Source organism: Brevibacillus reuszeri, from assembly GCF_001187725.1.
Taxonomy (GTDB): domain Bacteria; phylum Bacillota; class Bacilli; order Brevibacillales; family Brevibacillaceae; genus Brevibacillus; species Brevibacillus reuszeri.
The window spans coordinates 838,098-856,010 of the sequence record NZ_LGIQ01000005.1 but is presented as its reverse complement, the minus strand read 5'-3'; the positions used below and the strand labels follow the sequence as shown (position 1 = coordinate 856,010).

20 protein-coding genes are annotated in these 17,913 nt (G+C 46.1%); 14 read left to right on the top strand and 6 right to left on the bottom strand.

Annotated elements, in window-relative coordinates; genetic code table 11:
• Nucleotides 1-147: 147 nt before the first annotated feature.
• The 3 genes from ADS79_RS07690 (at nucleotide 148) to ADS79_RS07680 (ending at nucleotide 3,669) form a co-directional block, all read left to right on the top strand.
• Complete coding sequence (locus ADS79_RS07690) at nucleotides 148-1,407, top strand: MFS transporter (protein ID WP_236699910.1); 1,260 nt, start codon at nucleotides 148-150, stop codon at nucleotides 1,405-1,407.
• An 83-nt stretch (nucleotides 1,408-1,490) separates the two neighbouring features.
• Nucleotides 1,491-2,249, top strand: coding sequence for a TrmB family transcriptional regulator (locus ADS79_RS07685; RefSeq protein WP_049737817.1), 759 nt, complete (start codon nucleotides 1,491-1,493; stop codon nucleotides 2,247-2,249).
• 232 nt (nucleotides 2,250-2,481) lie between these two features.
• Entirely contained in the window at nucleotides 2,482-3,669 is a 1,188-nt protein-coding gene (locus tag ADS79_RS07680) for an MFS transporter (RefSeq protein ID WP_049737816.1), read from the top strand.
• Between the two features lie 82 nt (nucleotides 3,670-3,751).
• On the opposite strand, the gene ADS79_RS07675 is transcribed toward ADS79_RS07680, so the two are convergent.
• The gene (locus ADS79_RS07675; RefSeq protein WP_049737815.1) at nucleotides 3,752-5,077 is read right to left on the bottom strand and encodes an ATP-binding protein; all 1,326 of its coding nucleotides are present in this window, start codon (nucleotides 5,075-5,077) and stop codon (nucleotides 3,752-3,754) included.
• 207 nt (nucleotides 5,078-5,284) lie between these two features.
• Between ADS79_RS07675 and ADS79_RS07670 the strand changes: the two genes are divergently transcribed.
• Nucleotides 5,285-6,475 (top strand): amidohydrolase, encoded by a 1,191-nt coding sequence (locus ADS79_RS07670; protein ID WP_049737814.1) that lies wholly within the window; start codon nucleotides 5,285-5,287, stop codon nucleotides 6,473-6,475.
• Nucleotides 6,476-6,514: 39 nt separating this feature from the next.
• Here ADS79_RS07670 and cysK read toward each other — a convergent pair whose 3' ends face one another.
• The 3 genes from cysK to ADS79_RS07655 all read right to left on the bottom strand — a co-directional run bounded on the left by cysK (nucleotide 6,515) and on the right by ADS79_RS07655 (nucleotide 9,525).
• Nucleotides 6,515-7,429, bottom strand: coding sequence for a cysteine synthase A (gene cysK / locus ADS79_RS07665; protein WP_049737813.1), 915 nt, complete (start codon nucleotides 7,427-7,429; stop codon nucleotides 6,515-6,517).
• A 225-nt stretch (nucleotides 7,430-7,654) separates the two neighbouring features.
• Complete coding sequence (locus ADS79_RS07660; RefSeq protein WP_049737812.1) at nucleotides 7,655-8,704, bottom strand: hypothetical protein; 1,050 nt, start codon at nucleotides 8,702-8,704, stop codon at nucleotides 7,655-7,657.
• A gap of 164 nt (nucleotides 8,705-8,868) precedes the next feature.
• Nucleotides 8,869-9,525, bottom strand: a complete 657-nt coding sequence (locus ADS79_RS07655; RefSeq protein ID WP_049737811.1) for a DUF4085 family protein — start codon at nucleotides 9,523-9,525, stop codon at nucleotides 8,869-8,871.
• A 175-nt stretch (nucleotides 9,526-9,700) separates the two neighbouring features.
• Between ADS79_RS07655 and ADS79_RS07650 the strand changes: the two genes are divergently transcribed.
• Nucleotides 9,701-10,129, top strand: coding sequence for a PH domain-containing protein (locus tag ADS79_RS07650; RefSeq protein WP_049737810.1), 429 nt, complete (start codon nucleotides 9,701-9,703; stop codon nucleotides 10,127-10,129).
• A 141-nt stretch (nucleotides 10,130-10,270) separates the two neighbouring features.
• Here ADS79_RS07650 and ADS79_RS07645 read toward each other — a convergent pair whose 3' ends face one another.
• Complete coding sequence (locus ADS79_RS07645; RefSeq protein WP_049737809.1) at nucleotides 10,271-10,705, bottom strand: SRPBCC family protein; 435 nt, start codon at nucleotides 10,703-10,705, stop codon at nucleotides 10,271-10,273.
• 151 nt (nucleotides 10,706-10,856) lie between these two features.
• On the opposite strand from ADS79_RS07645, the gene ADS79_RS07640 reads away from it, so the two are divergent.
• From ADS79_RS07640 to ADS79_RS35440, 3 genes are all read left to right on the top strand, one after another.
• Nucleotides 10,857-11,546 (top strand): S-layer homology domain-containing protein, encoded by a 690-nt coding sequence (locus tag ADS79_RS07640; protein WP_049737808.1) that lies wholly within the window; start codon nucleotides 10,857-10,859, stop codon nucleotides 11,544-11,546.
• 177 nt (nucleotides 11,547-11,723) lie between these two features.
• Nucleotides 11,724-12,626, top strand: a complete 903-nt coding sequence (locus ADS79_RS07635; protein ID WP_161807264.1) for an alpha/beta hydrolase — start codon at nucleotides 11,724-11,726, stop codon at nucleotides 12,624-12,626.
• Between the two features lie 44 nt (nucleotides 12,627-12,670).
• Nucleotides 12,671-12,832: a hypothetical protein gene (locus ADS79_RS35440; protein ID WP_162490615.1), complete on the top strand. Its 162-nt coding sequence runs from the start codon at nucleotides 12,671-12,673 to the stop codon at nucleotides 12,830-12,832.
• A gap of 34 nt (nucleotides 12,833-12,866) precedes the next feature.
• Here ADS79_RS35440 and ADS79_RS07630 read toward each other — a convergent pair whose 3' ends face one another.
• On the bottom strand, nucleotides 12,867-13,496 hold the full coding sequence (locus ADS79_RS07630) for a GNAT family N-acetyltransferase (protein WP_049737806.1): 630 nt from the start codon (nucleotides 13,494-13,496) through the stop codon (nucleotides 12,867-12,869).
• Between the two features lies 1 nt (nucleotide 13,497).
• Between ADS79_RS07630 and ADS79_RS07625 the strand changes: the two genes are divergently transcribed.
• From ADS79_RS07625 to ADS79_RS34865, 6 genes are all read left to right on the top strand, one after another.
• Nucleotides 13,498-14,919, top strand: coding sequence for a phenylacetate--CoA ligase family protein (locus ADS79_RS07625; RefSeq protein WP_236699909.1), 1,422 nt, complete (start codon nucleotides 13,498-13,500; stop codon nucleotides 14,917-14,919).
• 12 nt (nucleotides 14,920-14,931) lie between these two features.
• Nucleotides 14,932-15,765: a lipid II flippase family protein gene (locus ADS79_RS07620; protein ID WP_049737805.1), complete on the top strand. Its 834-nt coding sequence runs from the start codon at nucleotides 14,932-14,934 to the stop codon at nucleotides 15,763-15,765.
• 161 nt (nucleotides 15,766-15,926) lie between these two features.
• Nucleotides 15,927-16,232 carry an NIPSNAP family protein gene (locus ADS79_RS07615; protein ID WP_049737804.1) on the top strand — a complete coding sequence of 102 codons (306 nt, stop codon included), beginning with the start codon at nucleotides 15,927-15,929 and terminating at the stop codon, nucleotides 16,230-16,232.
• Nucleotides 16,233-16,274: 42 nt separating this feature from the next.
• The gene (locus tag ADS79_RS07610) at nucleotides 16,275-16,787 is read left to right on the top strand and encodes a GNAT family N-acetyltransferase (RefSeq protein WP_084765691.1); all 513 of its coding nucleotides are present in this window, start codon (nucleotides 16,275-16,277) and stop codon (nucleotides 16,785-16,787) included.
• Between the two features lie 76 nt (nucleotides 16,788-16,863).
• Nucleotides 16,864-17,271, top strand: a complete 408-nt coding sequence (locus tag ADS79_RS07605) for a hypothetical protein (protein ID WP_049737803.1) — start codon at nucleotides 16,864-16,866, stop codon at nucleotides 17,269-17,271.
• A gap of 219 nt (nucleotides 17,272-17,490) precedes the next feature.
• Nucleotides 17,491-17,772: an Ig-like domain-containing protein gene (locus ADS79_RS34865; RefSeq protein ID WP_476727176.1), complete on the top strand. Its 282-nt coding sequence runs from the start codon at nucleotides 17,491-17,493 to the stop codon at nucleotides 17,770-17,772.
• Nucleotides 17,773-17,913: the final 141 nt, after the last annotated feature.

Below are 17,913 nucleotides of genomic sequence, written 5' to 3'. Positions count from 1 at the left end.
CTACGATCCGTTTTATCCGTAAGCGTCATCGAATGGAAGAGCAACATTTTCGAATCGATGGGAGAGCAAGATCCGGAAAGACACCACCCCTACTGTCTCCTATGCTAAAGCATGTCAATCATTCAACAACATAGGGAGGGCAAGATCGTGTTTCAGAAATTGAATAGCATGTTGCATCACAAAGATTTCCGTACCTTTTGGCTCAGTCATACAGCCACTCAATTCGGCACGCAGGTAGCTTTATTGGGGCTGCCCCTGGTCGCCTCTCTCACTCTTGCTGCCTCGCCGCTCCAGATGGGGATACTTGGCGCTCTGGAGTATGCACCCTTTCTGCTCATTGGATTATTCGCTGGTGTCTGGGCAGACCGTGCCCGCAGACGTCCCCTGCTCATCGTCTCGAATATGGGGCGGGCACTGCTTTTGGCGTTGATTCCACTCATCGCTTTTCTCGGCATACTGCGGATGGAATGGATTTATGCCATCGCTTTTCTGACCGGGGTCTGCACCGTATTTTTTGACATCGCTTATCAATCCTATCTGCCGACACTCGTCAGCCGGGAACAGCTTGTCGGTACAAACAGCTTACTGGAGAGCAGTCGTTCTGCTGCACAAATGGCTGGGCCCGGACTGTCAGGCGTACTCATCCAGATGCTTTCTGCACCAGTCACGATGCTGGTGACCTCCCTTTCCTTTTTTCTTTCCGCACTATCACTTTGCTTCATTAAAACGGAAGAGCCCACACCCTCTCGCCCTGATAGAGCACGAAGTCTCTGGCAGGACATCCGTGAAGGATTGCAGCTTTCTTTTTCCGAGCCACTGCTCTTCGGTGTCATTCGGTGTTCGGCGATCTTCAACTTTTCCTGGAATATGATGTTCAGTGTGTATGTCCTCTACGCCATCTCTGAGCTGCACATCTCATCTGGCTGGCTCGGATTTGTTTATGGAGGGATGGGTGTCGGATTTTTCCTCGGTGCTGTGCTTGTCCATAAAGCGATCCAAACATTCGGGATGGGGCCTGTCGTCGTAGGTTCAGCCGCGATTGCATCTTGCGGGGGGCCATTTGCTCCTTTGGCGCTTGGGACAGGAAGCGCGGCCGTATTTCTGTTGATGATGGGACAATTTTTCTTTGGCCTCGGCATGTCCATGTGGAGCATCAGCACCCTCAGCCTACGTCAAACGATCGTACCTGCTCACCTGCAGGGGCGAGTTAACGCCACCGTCCGCTTTGCTGCATGGGGGGCCTATCCACTCGGCTCACTTGCTGGTGGTGTAATTGGCGATCATTTTGGAATGCAAATCGCCTTGTTTGCAGGCGCTGCTGGCTTGATGATCGCGGTATTGACACTACTTTTTACGCCCTTTTTAAAAAGCAAGGAAAAGACAATGAAGGAGCTTCATCGCGGATAACAGTATACTCGCTCTGTTGCAAAAACCAACCATTCCAGTTACCATCAAGAAAAATGATACGGATTGGGTTGGAGGATGTATTTATGCTGCAATCGTTCGGTTTTTCCCTCTATGAGAGTAAAGTATATGAAGCACTGGCTTCGAGTGCAGAACCATTGGACGCTGCGATGGTCGTCAAGCATTCCGGTGTTCCCAAAGCCAAAATCTACGAGGTACTGAATCGTCTGGTCGAAAAAGGGATGGTGCTCGATACGATCTCGGAAAAGAAAAAAAGATATACAGCTCTTCCTTTGGCAAGCTTGGTGGAAAAGCTGACCCAACAGTTTCAAGCAGATGTGAAGCAGCTGACCTCCTCGCTTTCCCCAAAAACGGTGCGGGATGATCGTGTGTGGAGCTTGAAAGTAGCAGAATCAATTCGAGCGGAGTGCAAACAACTGATTCAAGGTGCAACCTGTTCGATCCGAATATCAGCCTGGGAAGATGAATTCCACGAATTTTTGCCGTTGCTGGAAGAAAAAGAACGTAGCGGCGTTGAGATAGAGGCACTGATCATCGGGGAAAATCGTACACAGCTCTCTCGCGTACACTCCTTTGTTCCGGCTCAGGGACACGAAGGACTGGAGCGCGTTTTGCTGATCGTAGTTGATCAGGATGAATTGATTTTTGCTGGCGAAGAGCAAAATGGCTGGCAAGCAATCAAAACACGCGCACAGCCTTTTGTAAAATTTTTTGCTGATTCGTTTTACCATGACGTCGCGCTTACGCGGATTACGCAGAAGCATTTTGACTTACTGTTTGGTGATGAAGAAATTCGCAGCATGCTCATTCGTTTGCGCTATTAGTCTGTTTTTGGCTCTGGCTACCATGCCAGAGTCTTTTTTAACGTATAAGAATTTATACGCACGAGGCTTATAAATTCTGGAGCGCATGGAAACCTTCCGCTAAAACGCGGTCGCTCCTCCTTGAATATGCCTCGATAGGGGTTTTCTTATGGAAAAAGCATGATTTTCAAGTTGCGCAAAACCAAAAAGGTTACTATCATGGTAGTAACCTTTTTGAGAGGAGCTTTCTGTTTTGAATCCACGTGTTTTCATCTTGGCGATTGCTACCTTTGTCGTTGGAACAGTGGAGCTGATTATTGGCGGTACCCTTGACTTGATTGCTCAGGATTTACAAGTCACCATCAGCTCTGCTGGACAACTGATCACGATTTTTTCTCTCGCGTTTTCGATCTCGGCTCCGTTACTTCTGCACCTGACCAGACGTGTAGAGCGCAAGCCGTTGTACTTGTACACCTTGGCTGTATTTTTCCTCAGCAATGTACTTGCAGCCATAAGCCCTTCTTATTCTGTCCTTATGGTAGCCCGTATTCTTTCAGCCGCAAGCAGCTCGCTCTTGGTTGTTTTGTCAATTACGATCGCTGCTGGCATTGTTGATCCTGCCTACCGCGGCCGGGCGATCGGCATCATTTTTATGGGGATTAGCGGTTCACTCGTCTTGGGAGTCCCAGTTGGTCTGGCACTTGGCCATGCATTTGGTTGGCGCGCACCTTTCTGGCTGATCGCAGCCCTAAGCATTATTTCGATGCTGTTCCTGATCTATTTCTTGCCCAAGGTAAAGACACCAGAGCCTGTTCCCATACGTAAGCAATTTGCGATCCTGAAAAACGGGAAGATCATCAGCGCCTTGCTCGTCTCCTTGTTCATGCTGACTGGTCATTTGACGCTGTACGCGTACTTCACACCTTACTTGAAGACAACCATGGGCATTGAAGCGAATACGCTCAGCCTGATCTATTTTGTTTTTGGTCTTGCAGCTGTCGCTGGTGGCGGTGTCGGGGGATGGTTCTCCGATAAATGGGGGGCACAAAAGGCGATTTTATGGATCGTGCCGCTGTTTGCTCTCGTGATGGGCGTACTGCCCTTCTTCACCCAATCACTACCTGTTTTTTTGGTTATCATGGTCATCTGGAGTGCGCTTAGTTGGGCAATTTCACCTGCCCAGCAAAATTATTTGATTTATTCTTCTCCCGCTGCTCCAGACATTCCACTCGGATTGAATACGTCTGCCCTGCATCTCGGTATTGCTTTTGGTTCCATAGCAGGGGGAATGGTCGTAGAACAATCCTCAGTCATCTACACTCCGTGGGTAGGAGCTTTGTTTGTTGTCATCTCCTTTGGCTTCGCTATTTTTTCCATCACGCGTCCAGTCAATGCTGGAGCTGCTGCGACGAATCAATCTGTTTCCAACCAAACTGCTTAAGTTAACAAAAAAGCCGTTCGCATACGGGTTCAGTCCCTTACGCAGACGGCTTTTTCTCATGCAGAATAGAGCTATGCTTCCATTACTTGACGGGCAAATGAACCGTAAATCGGGTCACGCCTTGATTCGACTCTATTTCAATGGTGCCTTTGTGTTTATGTACCACGTCATTTACGATATACAAGCCTGTTCCTCGCTGGGCATCACCTGTCGATTCCTTCGTAGAATACCCATTCACAAACAGCTGCTCTCTCTGCTCGGGCAAAATCTCTTGACCCGTGTTCTCCACTTCAAACACATATTTCTTCTTTTCTTTCCGGCAAGCGATGCTGATTCGTTTTTCCCCACTCGATACGGCCGCTGCATCAATGGCGTTATCGATCAGATTCGATAAGATTTTGATTAAATCAATGGAGGGAATCTGTTCAAATGTATCTGGACATTCAGCAAATTGCATCACGATTTTGCGGGACTTTGCCTGCTCCCATTTCGTATGGAAAAGGACCATCAGCGCAGGATTTCCAATCCGTACAGTCAAGTCTAGCAGTTTGGTCTCCTTCATCAGCGACTGGACGTAATCACGCGCTTTGTCAAAATAACCGCACTCGATCAACCCGTACAATACTTGCATATGATTGACAAAGTCATGACGAATCGAGCGCATCGAGGAAATCACGGAGCGCAGCTCATCCTGATACGTCTCTTCTGTTTCTCCGATTGCCTTCCTGAGCTCGCGGCGATACCAGCACTGTAACCCTAAAATCACCAGCACGAGAACAATGACAAATATTCCTTGAAATATAAAAATAGGAATACTGCGGCGGACAACCTCACTGCCAATCCCATCTACCTGCTCCATATCCGTGTCCACACCGATGATGCCGATCACTTTCCCATTACTGTCATGAAGCGGCGCACCTGCAGACATATATACACCGAAAAGAGGATCATGAATAATCGCGGAATAATAGGTTTGTCCATTCATAATGCTAACGATCTGCTCCGGGTAAACATGACAAGGATCGCCGATTGTCGACTCCACTTTGGAATCAGGTGGAAATGCACCGATCATGACCTTGGCCCCCTGATTATCATCGTTGACCCGCAGCGTGTATAGATGCAGGACCCCCAATTGATCACGCATATCTTCCAGTTGTTTTTTGATTTGCTCATACGCAGCATTCTCTTTTACCGGATGAGCCAAAAAGGCCTGATAGGTAGCGACATCCAAATTTCCGGCAACAGAAGTAGCCGCCTTCATGCTCTGATTAGCAACGGAAAGGCGGACCGCTTGAATCGTATTATAGTAGGATGCCGCAATACTAATACAGGTCATAACGAAAAAAAGAATTCCTGATATCAAGAGGATGATCAGGACTCTCGGATTTTTATAATGAATAGTGGCCATGTTCTCTCCAACAATTTCCGACGTTTTTCGACAGTATCCTCCTCCATTCTAGTCGAATACCTTTACTTATGTCTACTAAACGCCCTCTTGCCCCTCTCAACCGTCATAAATCAGAAAAACATAGATTGAAATATCATTTCGAATATTTCTATAATGAATGAGAGTGTATCTATCCAATATTTTTCCAAGTGAGAAGGAGTGGGTTCCATGCAAGAAAAACTGTTTGCCAGATTGCAGGAAATTTATCCCGAGCTGGTTCAATTCAGACGTGATCTGCACATGTACCCTGAGCTTTCCTTTAAAGAGGAGAACACAGCGAAGAAAGTAGCAGACAAGCTTACCTCGCTGGGTATCGAGGTGCGCACAGGTGTAGGCGGCATGGGTGTAGTAGGTCTTCTCAAAGGTGGCAAGCCCGGCAAGACTGTCGCGCTACGTGCCGACTTCGATGCATTGCCAATTCAGGATGAAAAAGACGTGGAATACAAATCGCGCATCCCAGGTGTGATGCATGCTTGCGGACATGATATTCATACTTCCGGTTTACTAGGTGTTGCACAAGTATTGAGTGAATTCAAGGACGAGCTGCCAGGAAACGTCGTGTTCCTGCACCAATTTGCTGAGGAGCTGCCTCCAGGCGGAGCCAAAGCGATGGTAGAGGACGGCTGCCTTGATGGCGTAGACGTTGTATACGGCGCACACGTTGCTTCCGATTTCGCCGTTGGCAAAGTTGGCATCGCGAATGGATATGTGACTGCTGCTGCAGACAGCTTTGAGGTTGTACTCTATGGAAAAGGTGGACATGGGGCGTATCCTCATACTGCCATCGATCCAATCGTTCTTGGCAGTCAGGTGGTTATGAACCTGCAACAAATCGCCAGCCGTCAAGTTGATCCTCTGAAACAGGTAGTTGTGTCTGTATGCTCGTTCGTCGGCGGCGGAGAAGCATACAATGTCATTCCTGATCAGGTCAAGCTGAAAGGAACCGTGCGTACCTATGACGAGGAAGTGCGCACCGCTGTAGAACAATCGTTGAAGCGTATTGTCGAAGCTACCTGCCATGCTGTTGGTGCGAGCTGCGAGGTAAGCTACGAACGTGGTTATCCGGCAACATGGAATAACCCGGAAGAAACAGCTCATGTAGAAGCCGAGGTATTGCGCCTGTTTGGCGAGGAAGGACTTCTGCGAATGCCTCCTGGAATGGGCGGAGAGGATTTTGCCTACTATGCACAGGAGCGCCCAGCAACTTTCTTTATGGTCGGTGGACGCAACCCGGAAATCCAGGCGACATACCCACACCATCATCCAAAATTCGATGTGGATGAGCGTTCCATGATTCAGACCGGACAAGTATTTATCGCAGCACTGCTCGCATACCAAGAGCGTCATCAGAATAAATAAATGGCAAAAGGCAGGGACAACTTCCCCTGCCTTTTTTTATTAAAAAAGATTCATGCTCAAGTAGCGCTCGCCCGTATCCGGAGCAATGCAGACAACACGCTTGCCAGCACCTAATCTTTTCGCAATCGTAATCGCTGCAAAGACAGACGCCCCCGAAGACGGCCCGACCAGTATTCCTTCCAGTGCTCCTAGCTGCTTCATCGTTTGCAGGGCATCCTCATCAGCGATTTGGATAATTTCGTTATAAATGTCCGTGTTGAGGATTTTCGGAACAAAGCCTGGGCTCGTTCCCACCAGCTTATGCGGTCCCGGTTTCCCTCCTGATAGCACTGGAGAGCCTTTTGGTTCTACGACGGCGATATAGAGCTCGGGCAATTTTTCACGCAGCGCCTCTCCTGTTCCGGTAATCGTTCCACCCGTTCCTGCAGTAGCGACGAATGCATCCAGGCATCCGTTTGTTTGCTCATAGATTTCATTTGCTGTAGTCACACGGTGAATGTCCGGGTTCGCCTTGTTTTCGAATTGCTGGGGAATAAAGCTGCGCGGAATCTCTTTTTGCAGCTCTTCCGCCTTGGCGATTGCACCGGGCATCCGCAATTCACTGGGAGTCAAGACGACCTCGGCACCGTATGCCTTCAAAATATTGATACGCTCCTTGGACATATTGTCTGGCATGACCAGAATCGCCCGATAGCCTTTGGCAGCCGCGTTCATAGCAAGACCGATTCCTGTATTGCCACTCGTCGGCTCAATAATCGTATCGCCTGGCTGAATCAAACCGGCTTGCTCAGCTGTCAAAATCAGATTGTAAGCAGCGCGATCCTTTACACTCCCCGAAGGATTGAATTTTTCCAGCTTCACAAATACTTCAGCGGCTCCCTCAGGAACGATCCGATTCAAGCGAACAAGCGGCGTATTTCCGATTAAATCTGTTATATTTTGATAGACACTCATGGCCATCCTCCTGCAAAAGCATGTTCTCGTGTTTGATCCCCTGCAATTCCACAGTATTACACTAAGAATAATATAATTAATCCATCCTGAAAACCCGAAAAGATCGTTACATCCAAAAACCTTGCCCTGCCTTTGATAAATTCTCGGCTGGTTGTACAAAAAAAGCCCACGTTCTCCACTCTTCTATGGAAAAACGCGAGCAAATTTATGCTATCCACATTTTGCTTAAAAAGCGTATTTGGCCTTCGTTTGGCTAACAACACTGACTGCATCTTGATAGAGCTTGGTTGCTGATTGCTTTAATGCCGTTTGTTCTTTTTCAATGGAAGCCAGCTGCTGCTTCGCCTTTTGTACAGCATCTGTCCCCGTCTTAATCGCTTGGTTCACGGCTTCTTCCCGCTTTTGCGCATCGGGGACACTTGCCTTGATTTCATCCCATACTGTTTTGATATCCACTATATCCGTTTCCAGAACAGCGATCAGATCATTCATGCTCTTTTTCTTTTCCTGAATGGATGCATCCATCGTGTTCATGCCATCAACCAGTACCTTCATACTGCCCGCTGTACCCTGCATCACTTCAAATTCCGTCTTGTTCATACCTGACTGCTTGGCATACTGGTTCAGCTCGTCCAAAAGCCCCTGTAATTCAGTCACTTGCTCCTGGTTGAAGCTGGTCTCGTCAGAAAATTGAATGTCAGTCAAATACTGTGACGTTTCCAGCAAATCCGCTGCGAGCTTGCCGGACCGTTCCACCTTTTTAGCAAAATCAACTCGTGCCGCTTCTTTGGCCCTGCGTTCTGCCACTTCTTTTTTCTTTTGCTCCGCTTCCTGTGTGACCTGTGCAGTTAATGCTTGCAGCTTATTTTCATAGGGAGCCGCCTGACTTGCGCGCAGCTTGGTTTCACTCCCCTCGATGCCTGCAATCGATCCTTGAAAAACGAGCTCATTTGCACTCACCCTCGCCTGTACTTCCCCAGTTCCCTCTGCCTGCGTCAGAACCAGCTTGTCTCCATCGATCGTCCCGGTAAGCTGAAGCGTCTGATTGGTAAGAGTAGGAATATCGTCCGTTTCTTTTTCTACTTTTGTCGCTACAATTTTCACACTTACATTCTTTTCATTCGGGATTACTTTTGCATAAAGAAGATGGGAGTTATCTTCATACAAATACCCTTCTGCCAGTGAAACTGGGCTCCAGTAACGGTAACCCACGAATCCTAACGCCGCTACGACGATCAGTGCGATAAAAATGATGGCTTTGTTTTTTCCCCGCATAGTGCTACCCCTTTACCTGCTAATAGTGTGACGATCGGCCTGTTCAGATTGCCAAAATGCCCCATAGATTCATCATACATGAAGGCTTGGGCCAAACCCTATGAGTCAAAAGGCCAATTCACATGAAAGAACCTCCTCATTCCAAAAGGCTCCACGTACCACGTCTATTTTACTTCCTTGATCTGAACATTTTCTGCAACGATCTTCCACTCTAGCAAGGGACAATCAAACAAGACGTGCAGCTCAAATCCCTGTTCCGTAGAGTAAATCTCATTGTAGAGCCACCAGGCACCCTGCCACTTTTTCGGAATCACAAGCTCTTTTACACCTGTAAAGATCAGCTGGATATCCGTGAAGTAATGGAAACCCCCGCTGCAATCCAGTGTAAGAACAAGCACATCATCCGATGGGACTTCATATGCCTTAACAGTTGCATCATGCAGGGATTTTTCATGTAATTGCACGACGTTTTCGGGGAGTAGATGCTTATTCGCCAGATAGATTGCGTTGTAATCTTGCCAGATAAGCTCCATTCGTTTGCGATAATTCTCTTCCCATTGCTGTGCCATCGCACGCAGCTCGGGTGTAGGGTACTCGGATCTTATGGAATAATCGAGGATATACGGATGAAACGAAGCTGGCAAAAACCGCAGCAAGTCTTCTTTGCGGTCTTCTATCTCCCGCTGCAAATTCTCTTTGTAATTGATTCCTTCTGATTCATAATAGGCGAGGTTCTCTTCCCAATCTTCTATCGTTTCAGGAAAGGTTAAAAATCCGTATACTTGCATTTCTCCATACCAGTCCTTCGTAAAATAGTTCATGGACTCGCTCCTTTGTCATTGATGGATAAAATTAACACAAATAGCGTAGCACAACTTTGACTTGTTTCAAAATCCAAAAGTTTCGTACACCTCAACTGGATACAGCCATATAAGCATGTTATAATTTGGAATAGATTTACAGCAATCTTTTTACAGGTAAAGGATGGGGTGTGACATGAGGTTTGTTACCAGACGGGATTTATGGTTATCTATCACCATTTGGGCCTGCGTTTTGCTCGCTATTTTTTCTGGCCTCTCACCTCTTCTCATCAGCGGTGCGGATGCTGTGGGTGGAACCGTGGTTTTCATTATCTCCTTTGGTGTAGCTGGATTGTTGCTCTGGATCTGGCTTGGTACCGTCTATTACGTAACCGAATCCACTTTGGTGATTCACAACGGCCCGTTCAAAAAAATCATTCCTCTCGAAAGCATCACAAGTGTTAAGTCTGTTCGTTCCGTCGTTGCAAGTGCAGCTACATCCGCCCAAAGACTTGAGATTCTCTACAACAAGTACGATATCATCTACATCTCTCCCCTGGATGAGGAAGCCTTTTTGGCAGAAGTTCAAAAACGCTGCCCTCGTGCTACTGTTCACACTCGTTAGCCTCTCCTAAGCAGCATGAAGAACCAACAGCTAGTAGATCCCTCCCTAATCGATGTAGGCAAAATAATAGGCGAATAACATCAAACAAGCCCTGTAACCGCTTCATGAGAAGGAACAGGGCTTATGTATGGTATGCTGCTTTTATTTCACTAATCCCGCACGCAGCTGCTTCACACCGAATTCCAGATACGCCTTCAAGCAGCTCAATACAAACACCCAGCCTTCTTTATTATCGACCAGCTTGCTTACATATTCGAGGTCCGCCTGTGAAAAGCCAGTTTCAACAACTTCTATCACAGTCCGAGATTGTTCTACTTCTTGCAGGGTGATCGTAACGACATGCTCTTCCCCAGGACCTTCCCACACGAACACGATTTTTTGGTTGGGCACTACCTCCGTTACATTGATAGCAACCCTGGCATTGTATTCCTCGTAGCGTAACGTAATGCTTTTGCCTGCTTCCCATCTATCCGAGCTTGTGGAGAACCAAAAATTCCCGATTTTTGCAGGGTCAACAAAGGCTTCAAATACTTCATGAGCGGGTCGCGAGATCGAAAATTTCGTAACGTTGTTCATCTTGGCTCTCATCCCTCTTTCCATATGGTCCCTATTGATTGGTTACCCTATTTTCAAAAAGCAGGCAAAAAAAATCTACTTCCATTGAAACATTCCAAAACATACCTCGTCAAACGAAGTGTAACACTAACAACCAGATGAGGTGATTCCTATGAAAATCAATCGAACTCTGCTTACTCTTTCTACGTTTGCTGTCATGACGCTGTCTTTTGCCCAGCAAAGCTTTGCGGCAACAACTCCTTTTACCGATCTGACGAATGTAGCTGCCAAGGATAAAATCATTGCCCTGCAACAAATGGGTACCATACAAGGTGTAGAAAACAATCATTTTATGCCAGATGCTACAGTGACTGCCGCACAAGGAATTCAATTGATTGTAAAGGCACTCGACCTGAATCTGGATAATATCCGATTTATAAAAGAGCCAAAAGCAACCGACTATTTTTCTAAAGCGGACAACAATGGCTGGTATGCAAATGCACTTATCATCGCAGCACACAACGGCTTTGATCTGAAAGCAGACCTGGACCCTAATCAAGTCTGGTCTAAAGAAGAGTTTATCCACCAGCTCATGCTCGCAATGGAGCAGCATGGAAAATTGCCAATGATCAAGATTGCTCCTGTCGAGTTTGGTGATGCCGATCAACTGACTGTTCAATACCAAGGTACGATCCAGCGCGCCCTTGTTCTGGGAATTACCGCGTTAGACGCTGACAAATTACTCCATCCAAAAGATGCGATCACACGCAAGGAAGCTGCAGAAATCATCTACAATGCTGTTGAATATTTGAAAGCACATCCAGGCCCAAAAGGCGATGACACAACTACGCCAGACCAATAAAGTATTAGTGCCCACCTTCCCAGCTTGCATAAACCTTGCTGGGGGTGGGTTTATTTTTCGGAACAAAAAAGTCTGAAAGTTTCGATGAATATTCACAAGCGAACAAGAAGCTGCACGAGTCAGTCATGATATGCTCTTTGTATCGATTCCATTTTCAGGAAGGAAAGGATGAAGTACATGCAGCTGAAACGAATTGAAGATATCCCTTTTACTTTGGTGGACGGCTCTCCCCTTTGCCTTGACATCATCATGCCAGAAGAAGCCGCTGCTCCACAGCCGGCAATCATCTACATTCACGGTGGCGGGTGGCTTAGAGGAGATAAGAGGGGGTTAGGCGGACGCGACTGGAATGCCCGATTTGCCAAGCACGGTTTCGTGTGTGTAAACATCAATCATCGCCTCAGTGGTGAAGCCAGTTTTCCTGCACAAATTCATGATGTGAAGGCCGCCGTACGATTTATTCGTTCCCATGCACACGAATACAACATCGATCCTGTGAAAATAGGCGTATGGGGTCATTCCTCCGGCGGCCACCTGGCATCACTCTTGGGTATCTCTGCTTTTGCCAGTGAGCTTGAGGAATCGGGTGGAAGCGAATCAAGCTCATGCGCAGTCCAAGCAGTCTGTACCTTGTCTGGACCAACCGATTTGCTACAGATGGGTGGCTGGCATGATCTTGCTTACTCCCCAGAAGCTCGTCTCATCGGTATCAGAGCTCTTGCTGATAACCCACAAGCGGTAGCTCTTGCCAACCCCATCCATTACATCACAGATCAAGCCCCTCCTTTTTTCATCATTCATGGTGATGCCGATAGCATCGTCCCCATCCATCAAGCCGAGCTTCTGTACGAGGCGCTGGAGAATGCCAGCTTTCTTCGCGTAAAAGGTGCTGACCATGGACTTGTTGGTGGAAACCTATCCAGCGATGAAATTCTGGACTACATTCTCCTCTTTTTTCAAAAGCAGCTGACAAAAACTAAGGATACCCCTGAAAAAATTGCCCAAAGTCGAGCTGAGGAAAAGATCCTGATTCAATACTTCGTTGACCAGTCTGCTGCATTCAGCAAGCAGGAAGCATAAGGACGTCCATTCCATCACACGCTACTAGGAAAAGGTGGTGGATAATGATGGACAAGGAAAAAGCAGCTCCAAAGGACGAGCCCACTGTAGCTCCAAGCATGTACGGTCATGATCCTCTTGAGGAAAAAGCGAGCGAGCAAGAAATAGAAAAGGGAGACTATACTTCAGTTACGAGGCTTTTTGTGGATCGCACACCAGAGGATTGAGAAAAAACGGGTATCCCACCCGTTTTTTCTTTGCTTAGTCTTCTGGTATGAACCGTTCAAAATCTTTTCGGGCGAAGCTCATCCGTACTCGATCTACATACTGACCATTGCGCAATCGATCCTGATGCAGGGTCTCTTCCACTTGAAATCCATTGCTAAGATACGACCTGATGGCCTGCCTATTATCTGCATCCACGCGCAGCCAGATTGTAGTGAGCCCGCATTCGTGAAAGCCCACTCCCATCATCGCTCGTAATACCGAGGCTCCGTACCCTTTTCCCCAGAAGAGTTTATCCCCTATCGCAATGCCAAGCTCTGCACTTTTATTTGCCCTATCGATGTTTTTCAGATCAACCCAGCCAAAACAATTTTGAAAGAGGAGGTTGTCCCCAGCTATCTTCACCTCCGTTTTAGGAGCGATACTGCTTTGTACAATCCTGCTTGTGTTAAAACCACGCTCATTTACCTGTCCTGTAACTCGTACTGCCTGCCAATCGTATGTACCAGCATGACCCAGCTGGATATTTACGCGTGAGTTCCTGTCCGCTTTTTCACAAAGGAATCTTGTGTTATAGTATAATTCGTTTTGAAGGAAGACCGGCGTTTTAGAAGTGTAAGGCAGCAAGCTTACATATGATGAAGCACGGAAAAAAGGAGTGTACATTGTGTCATCTCTTATTGGTTGGTCAATCAGAAACATTCTGTGGCCCTATATGGAAAGAAAGAAAGGGAATAAAATCCGATCCTATATGGCTGAGATGAAAAAGTTTCAGAGTCTTTCGAAGCAGGAGATTTCTCAGTATCAATCTGAACGTTTAGGCGAGCTGTTGAAGCATGCAATGAAAAATGTTCCTGCCTATCAGGATCTCGATCAAGAGCTGATCCGCTCCATCGATAACCCTGCTGAAGCGATTCAGCATTTTCCGATTCTTACCAAAAAATATTTCAATCAAAATAGCGAAAGTTATATAGCAAACACTGCTGACCGCTCGCAGCTAATCGCCAATCGTACGGGTGGTTCTACTGGCGAGCCTACAAAATTTTATTTGGACCGCGTAACTGTCGAGCATTTTGAAGCAGCCCGGTGGCTCGGTTTGTCTTGGAGCGGGATTCAAATTGGTGATCGTTCCATCATGGTTTGGGGATCATCCATCGAGCTGTCCAAAAATCAAAGTCAAATTCATCAGCTAAAAGAAGTTCTATTAAAAAACCGAACCATTATTTCTGCCTATGATTTACGCGAAGAGAACATCAAAAAATACCTGGATGAGATCCATTCTTTTAAACCCATTTATCTGTATGGGTATCCATCTGCCCTCGCCTTGTTAGCGGAGCTGATGATTCGCAACAATCTGAGGCTTCAAATCAAGCTGAACGCAGTCGTGACGACAGCGGAGACACTGCAGCCACAACAGAGAGAAGTCATTCAAAAAGCGTTTGACTGCAACGTTATTAATGAATACGGAGCCAGAGACGGCGGTATTATTGCCTATGAATGTCCAAAGGGACACATGCATATTTCCACCAAAAACTGCTATCTGGAAGTCGTTGATATCCATACCAAAGAGCCCGTTGGCTATAATGAAAAGGGATTGCTGCTTGTTACCGATTTGAATAACTATTCGATGCCCAGAATCCGCTATCAGCTAGGAGATGTCGTATCGCTTTCGGATCAACCATGCGGGTGCGGGAATCACCTCCCGATTCTCGCCAGCTTGGAAGGACGCGAAGACGACGTATTTGTTGCACGTGATGGCTCTTATGTTCACGGAAATTACTTTAACCAAGTCATGTGGAGTCTGGAGAGCTTTTCTGGCTATCAGTTGATCCAGCATACCTATGAGGATGTATCGTTAAAATTGGTCAAAAACGTTGGCAGCCATGACTTTGAACGGGACGAACAGTATTTCCGCAACGAGATTATGAAAAAATTAGGCGATGTCTATCTCTCAATCTCGTTTGTAGATGAAATTCCTCGCAGCAGTTCGGGTAAAATTAGATATGCAGTCAGAGAATTTCCTCTGCCCTCCACGCTACCGATCGTTGAGAAGGAAAGAGAAAAGGAATATACAACATTACACTTCTAGGATGTGAACCAGGTGGATATACTCGAATCTAGCTTTTTGGGTGAGGTGAGCATTGAGCGGCTCCTTTTCATTTTTTTGATGATAGCCTTGACCAACTTTATTGAAACGACCTCTTATTGGTCACGCCTGGCTGGAGTTCGTGGGCAAAAAATTGCCATTTCCAATTCCCTATACGCCATGATTTCATTCGGTTCCCGGACCGCGACGCTGTTTTTTCTTGCACCAATCGGGGGAATTATTGACCGCGCTGTAAAAGGTAACTTTGATCCCTTACATATGCTGCAGTTTACACTGGTTGGTGGCGTACTTGGAACTGCACTCGCGATCTTTTTTATGCCGACTATCGTAAAATTTTATGACATTGGTGTAGAACGTTTAGAAAAGGACGGCAGTATCGTCCGGGTTTTCAAGTTTCTCATTTTCTCAAAAGAAGGTTTAACGGCTATAAAAGACTGCTGGACTCCCGCTCGCTTTGAGATGGTGAAAAAACTGAAGCTCGATGGCGTTCCCAAAAGCATGGTAATCCTGAACATCGTGCTGTATACGTTCTTCAGCATGGGAGCAATCGCTGCTTACTACGCCGCTTGGTTAAATCCTGAGTACATGGCGCGTGCCAGCAGCCTTTCTCCTGCGATTAATGCCGTTGGCGCATTTCTACTGCTATTCTTTGTAGACGCCCAAAGCGCCATCATCGTGGACAGAGGATTAAATCGGAAAATCCCGATGGAAGTTGTTCGGTCCGCCATGGTCTTTCTGGGAATCAGCCGCTTTTGTGGAAATATCCTGGCGATCTTTACGCTGTATCCCGCTGCTTTAGGAATTTCTTTCTTAACGAAATTCTTCTGATCTATATTGATGGAAGACGATATTTGCAAAAAAAGTAGAGCCGAGAATTCTTTCTTGGCTCTTTTTTTATTGATCGTGTGGCGCGGACGCTGCATCCCCCTCTTGTTTCATGATACGAGGGTACAGTAAAATTTAGGAAAAGTCATGAGGGAGTGGAAACCATGGTCACTTGTTACTTGAAATACGTTATCGATCCCTATCAAATTGATGTTTTTGAACAGTATGCAAAAATGTGGATACCTCTTGTCAAAAAGTTCGGCGGACAGCATCATGGTTATTTTCTGCCACATGAAGGGGCCAATAACATCGCCTACGCCCTGTTCAGCTTTCCAAGTTTGGCTGAATACGAAGAGTACCGCAAGAAAATCCCGGCAGATGAAGAATGCCAGGAAGCTTTGGCTCTCGCAGATAAAACGAAGTGCATTATCAGCTACGAAAGAAGTTTCGTGCGCCCAGTACTTGAATAGAATGCGAATATTTTCTCAATAAATGAATTTGGGGTGAAAGTATTGGAACACTTGATGAAATGTGATGTTCAGCTACGGAATGTGTTCGAAGAGGATCTTCCCGTGTTTTTCGAGCAACAGCTTGACTCGACTGCGAACTATATGGCTGCTTTTACTGCAAAAGACCCCACGAACAAAGACGCCTTTTTAGCACATTGGGCCAAGATTTTAACTGATCAGACCATCCAAAAAAAGACCATTTTGTTTCATGGTGAAGTCGCAGGCCATATCTCGAGCTTTGAGCAATTTGGAGTTCCATCTGTCAGCTACTGGATCGGTAAGGATTACTGGGGAAAAGGAATTGCAACTGCGGCACTTTTGTCGCTTCTTCGTGATAGTAATATTCGACCTCTCTATGCGCGTGCTGCCAAGGACAATCTCGCCTCGATTAAGGTTCTAGAAAAATGCGGTTTCAAGATCACAGGCGAGGACAAGGGATTTTCCGACGCTCGCTGTGCTGAAGTGGAAGAATTCATTTTGATACTAAATAAGAGTGAGTCAACCGATCAAAAGTAGTCCCTAATCTACTTCTCGATATAACAAAAAACCGATGTAAGATAATCCCAAAATCATCTGGAACAGGAATGATTGTGTGATTACATCTGCTGAAGAATTTGTAAGACTTAGAACGAGTAAAAATCCTGAGGAATATTTTCGTGCAGCTTGGGATGACGCCCCACTAGATGTTTGGCATGAAGTAATTCAAAATTACCCGGACATGTCATTTTGGGTTGCTCAAAATAAATCAGTACCTGTTGAAATTCTTTGCATTTTGGCAAGTCACCCAGAGGAGGAAGTTCGAAGCATGGTTGCTTCAAAAAACAAGCTCCCTGAAGAATTGCAACTCAAGCTTGCGAGCGATCCCGAATTTTTTGTTAGACAACGTATTGCCTATAACAAGAAAGCAACATTTAAAGCCCTGCAAATTATCAGTCAAGACAAAGATGATGAACTGAGAGCTCATGTTCTGAAACGGATCTCCGAAGGTCGATACTTTTAACAAATCGTGTGTTGAATTGCTACAAATAAATCTCTCAATGTAATCTCAATTACATTTCCTCGTTATCATTTGTGACATAATGGAATTGCCCATTGTAAATTTTCACCTTTTTATCCGTTGATGGAACGCCGTGTGCGATGAAAGTCGCCAGCACGGTGTAGTCTCGAACGAAAACCCTCACAAAGAAGGGAATAAGTCGAGAATAGCAATCAACCACCTATTGTTTTAGTGGGATATATGAATCTAGATTTTGATCCAAGTGTGAATGCCTTTACTTACGCCCTTAATCTTAATGATCACTTTAGCGATCCAGAAGGGGAGCCTCTGACATATACAATTGCGTCGAGTGAACTTAGTATTTTAACAGCTTCCTTCGTTAACACTGAAGAAGTTGAATTACAAAGAGTTAATAATAATACAGGTACTGTAGTGATTACGATTACTGCAAGTGATGTTCACGGTGCATTCGTATCAACTAGCTTCACGGTTAGACTTTTATAATCCATCAACAACCTCTAGGGAAACCTAGAGGTCTTTTTTAAACATCATTACCGTTTTGTTAAGCGCTGGATCACGTCTACAACCGGAGCCTCTAAATCCAGCAAAGATAACAGACTAGCTTGCTGTAATTCACAAACAATT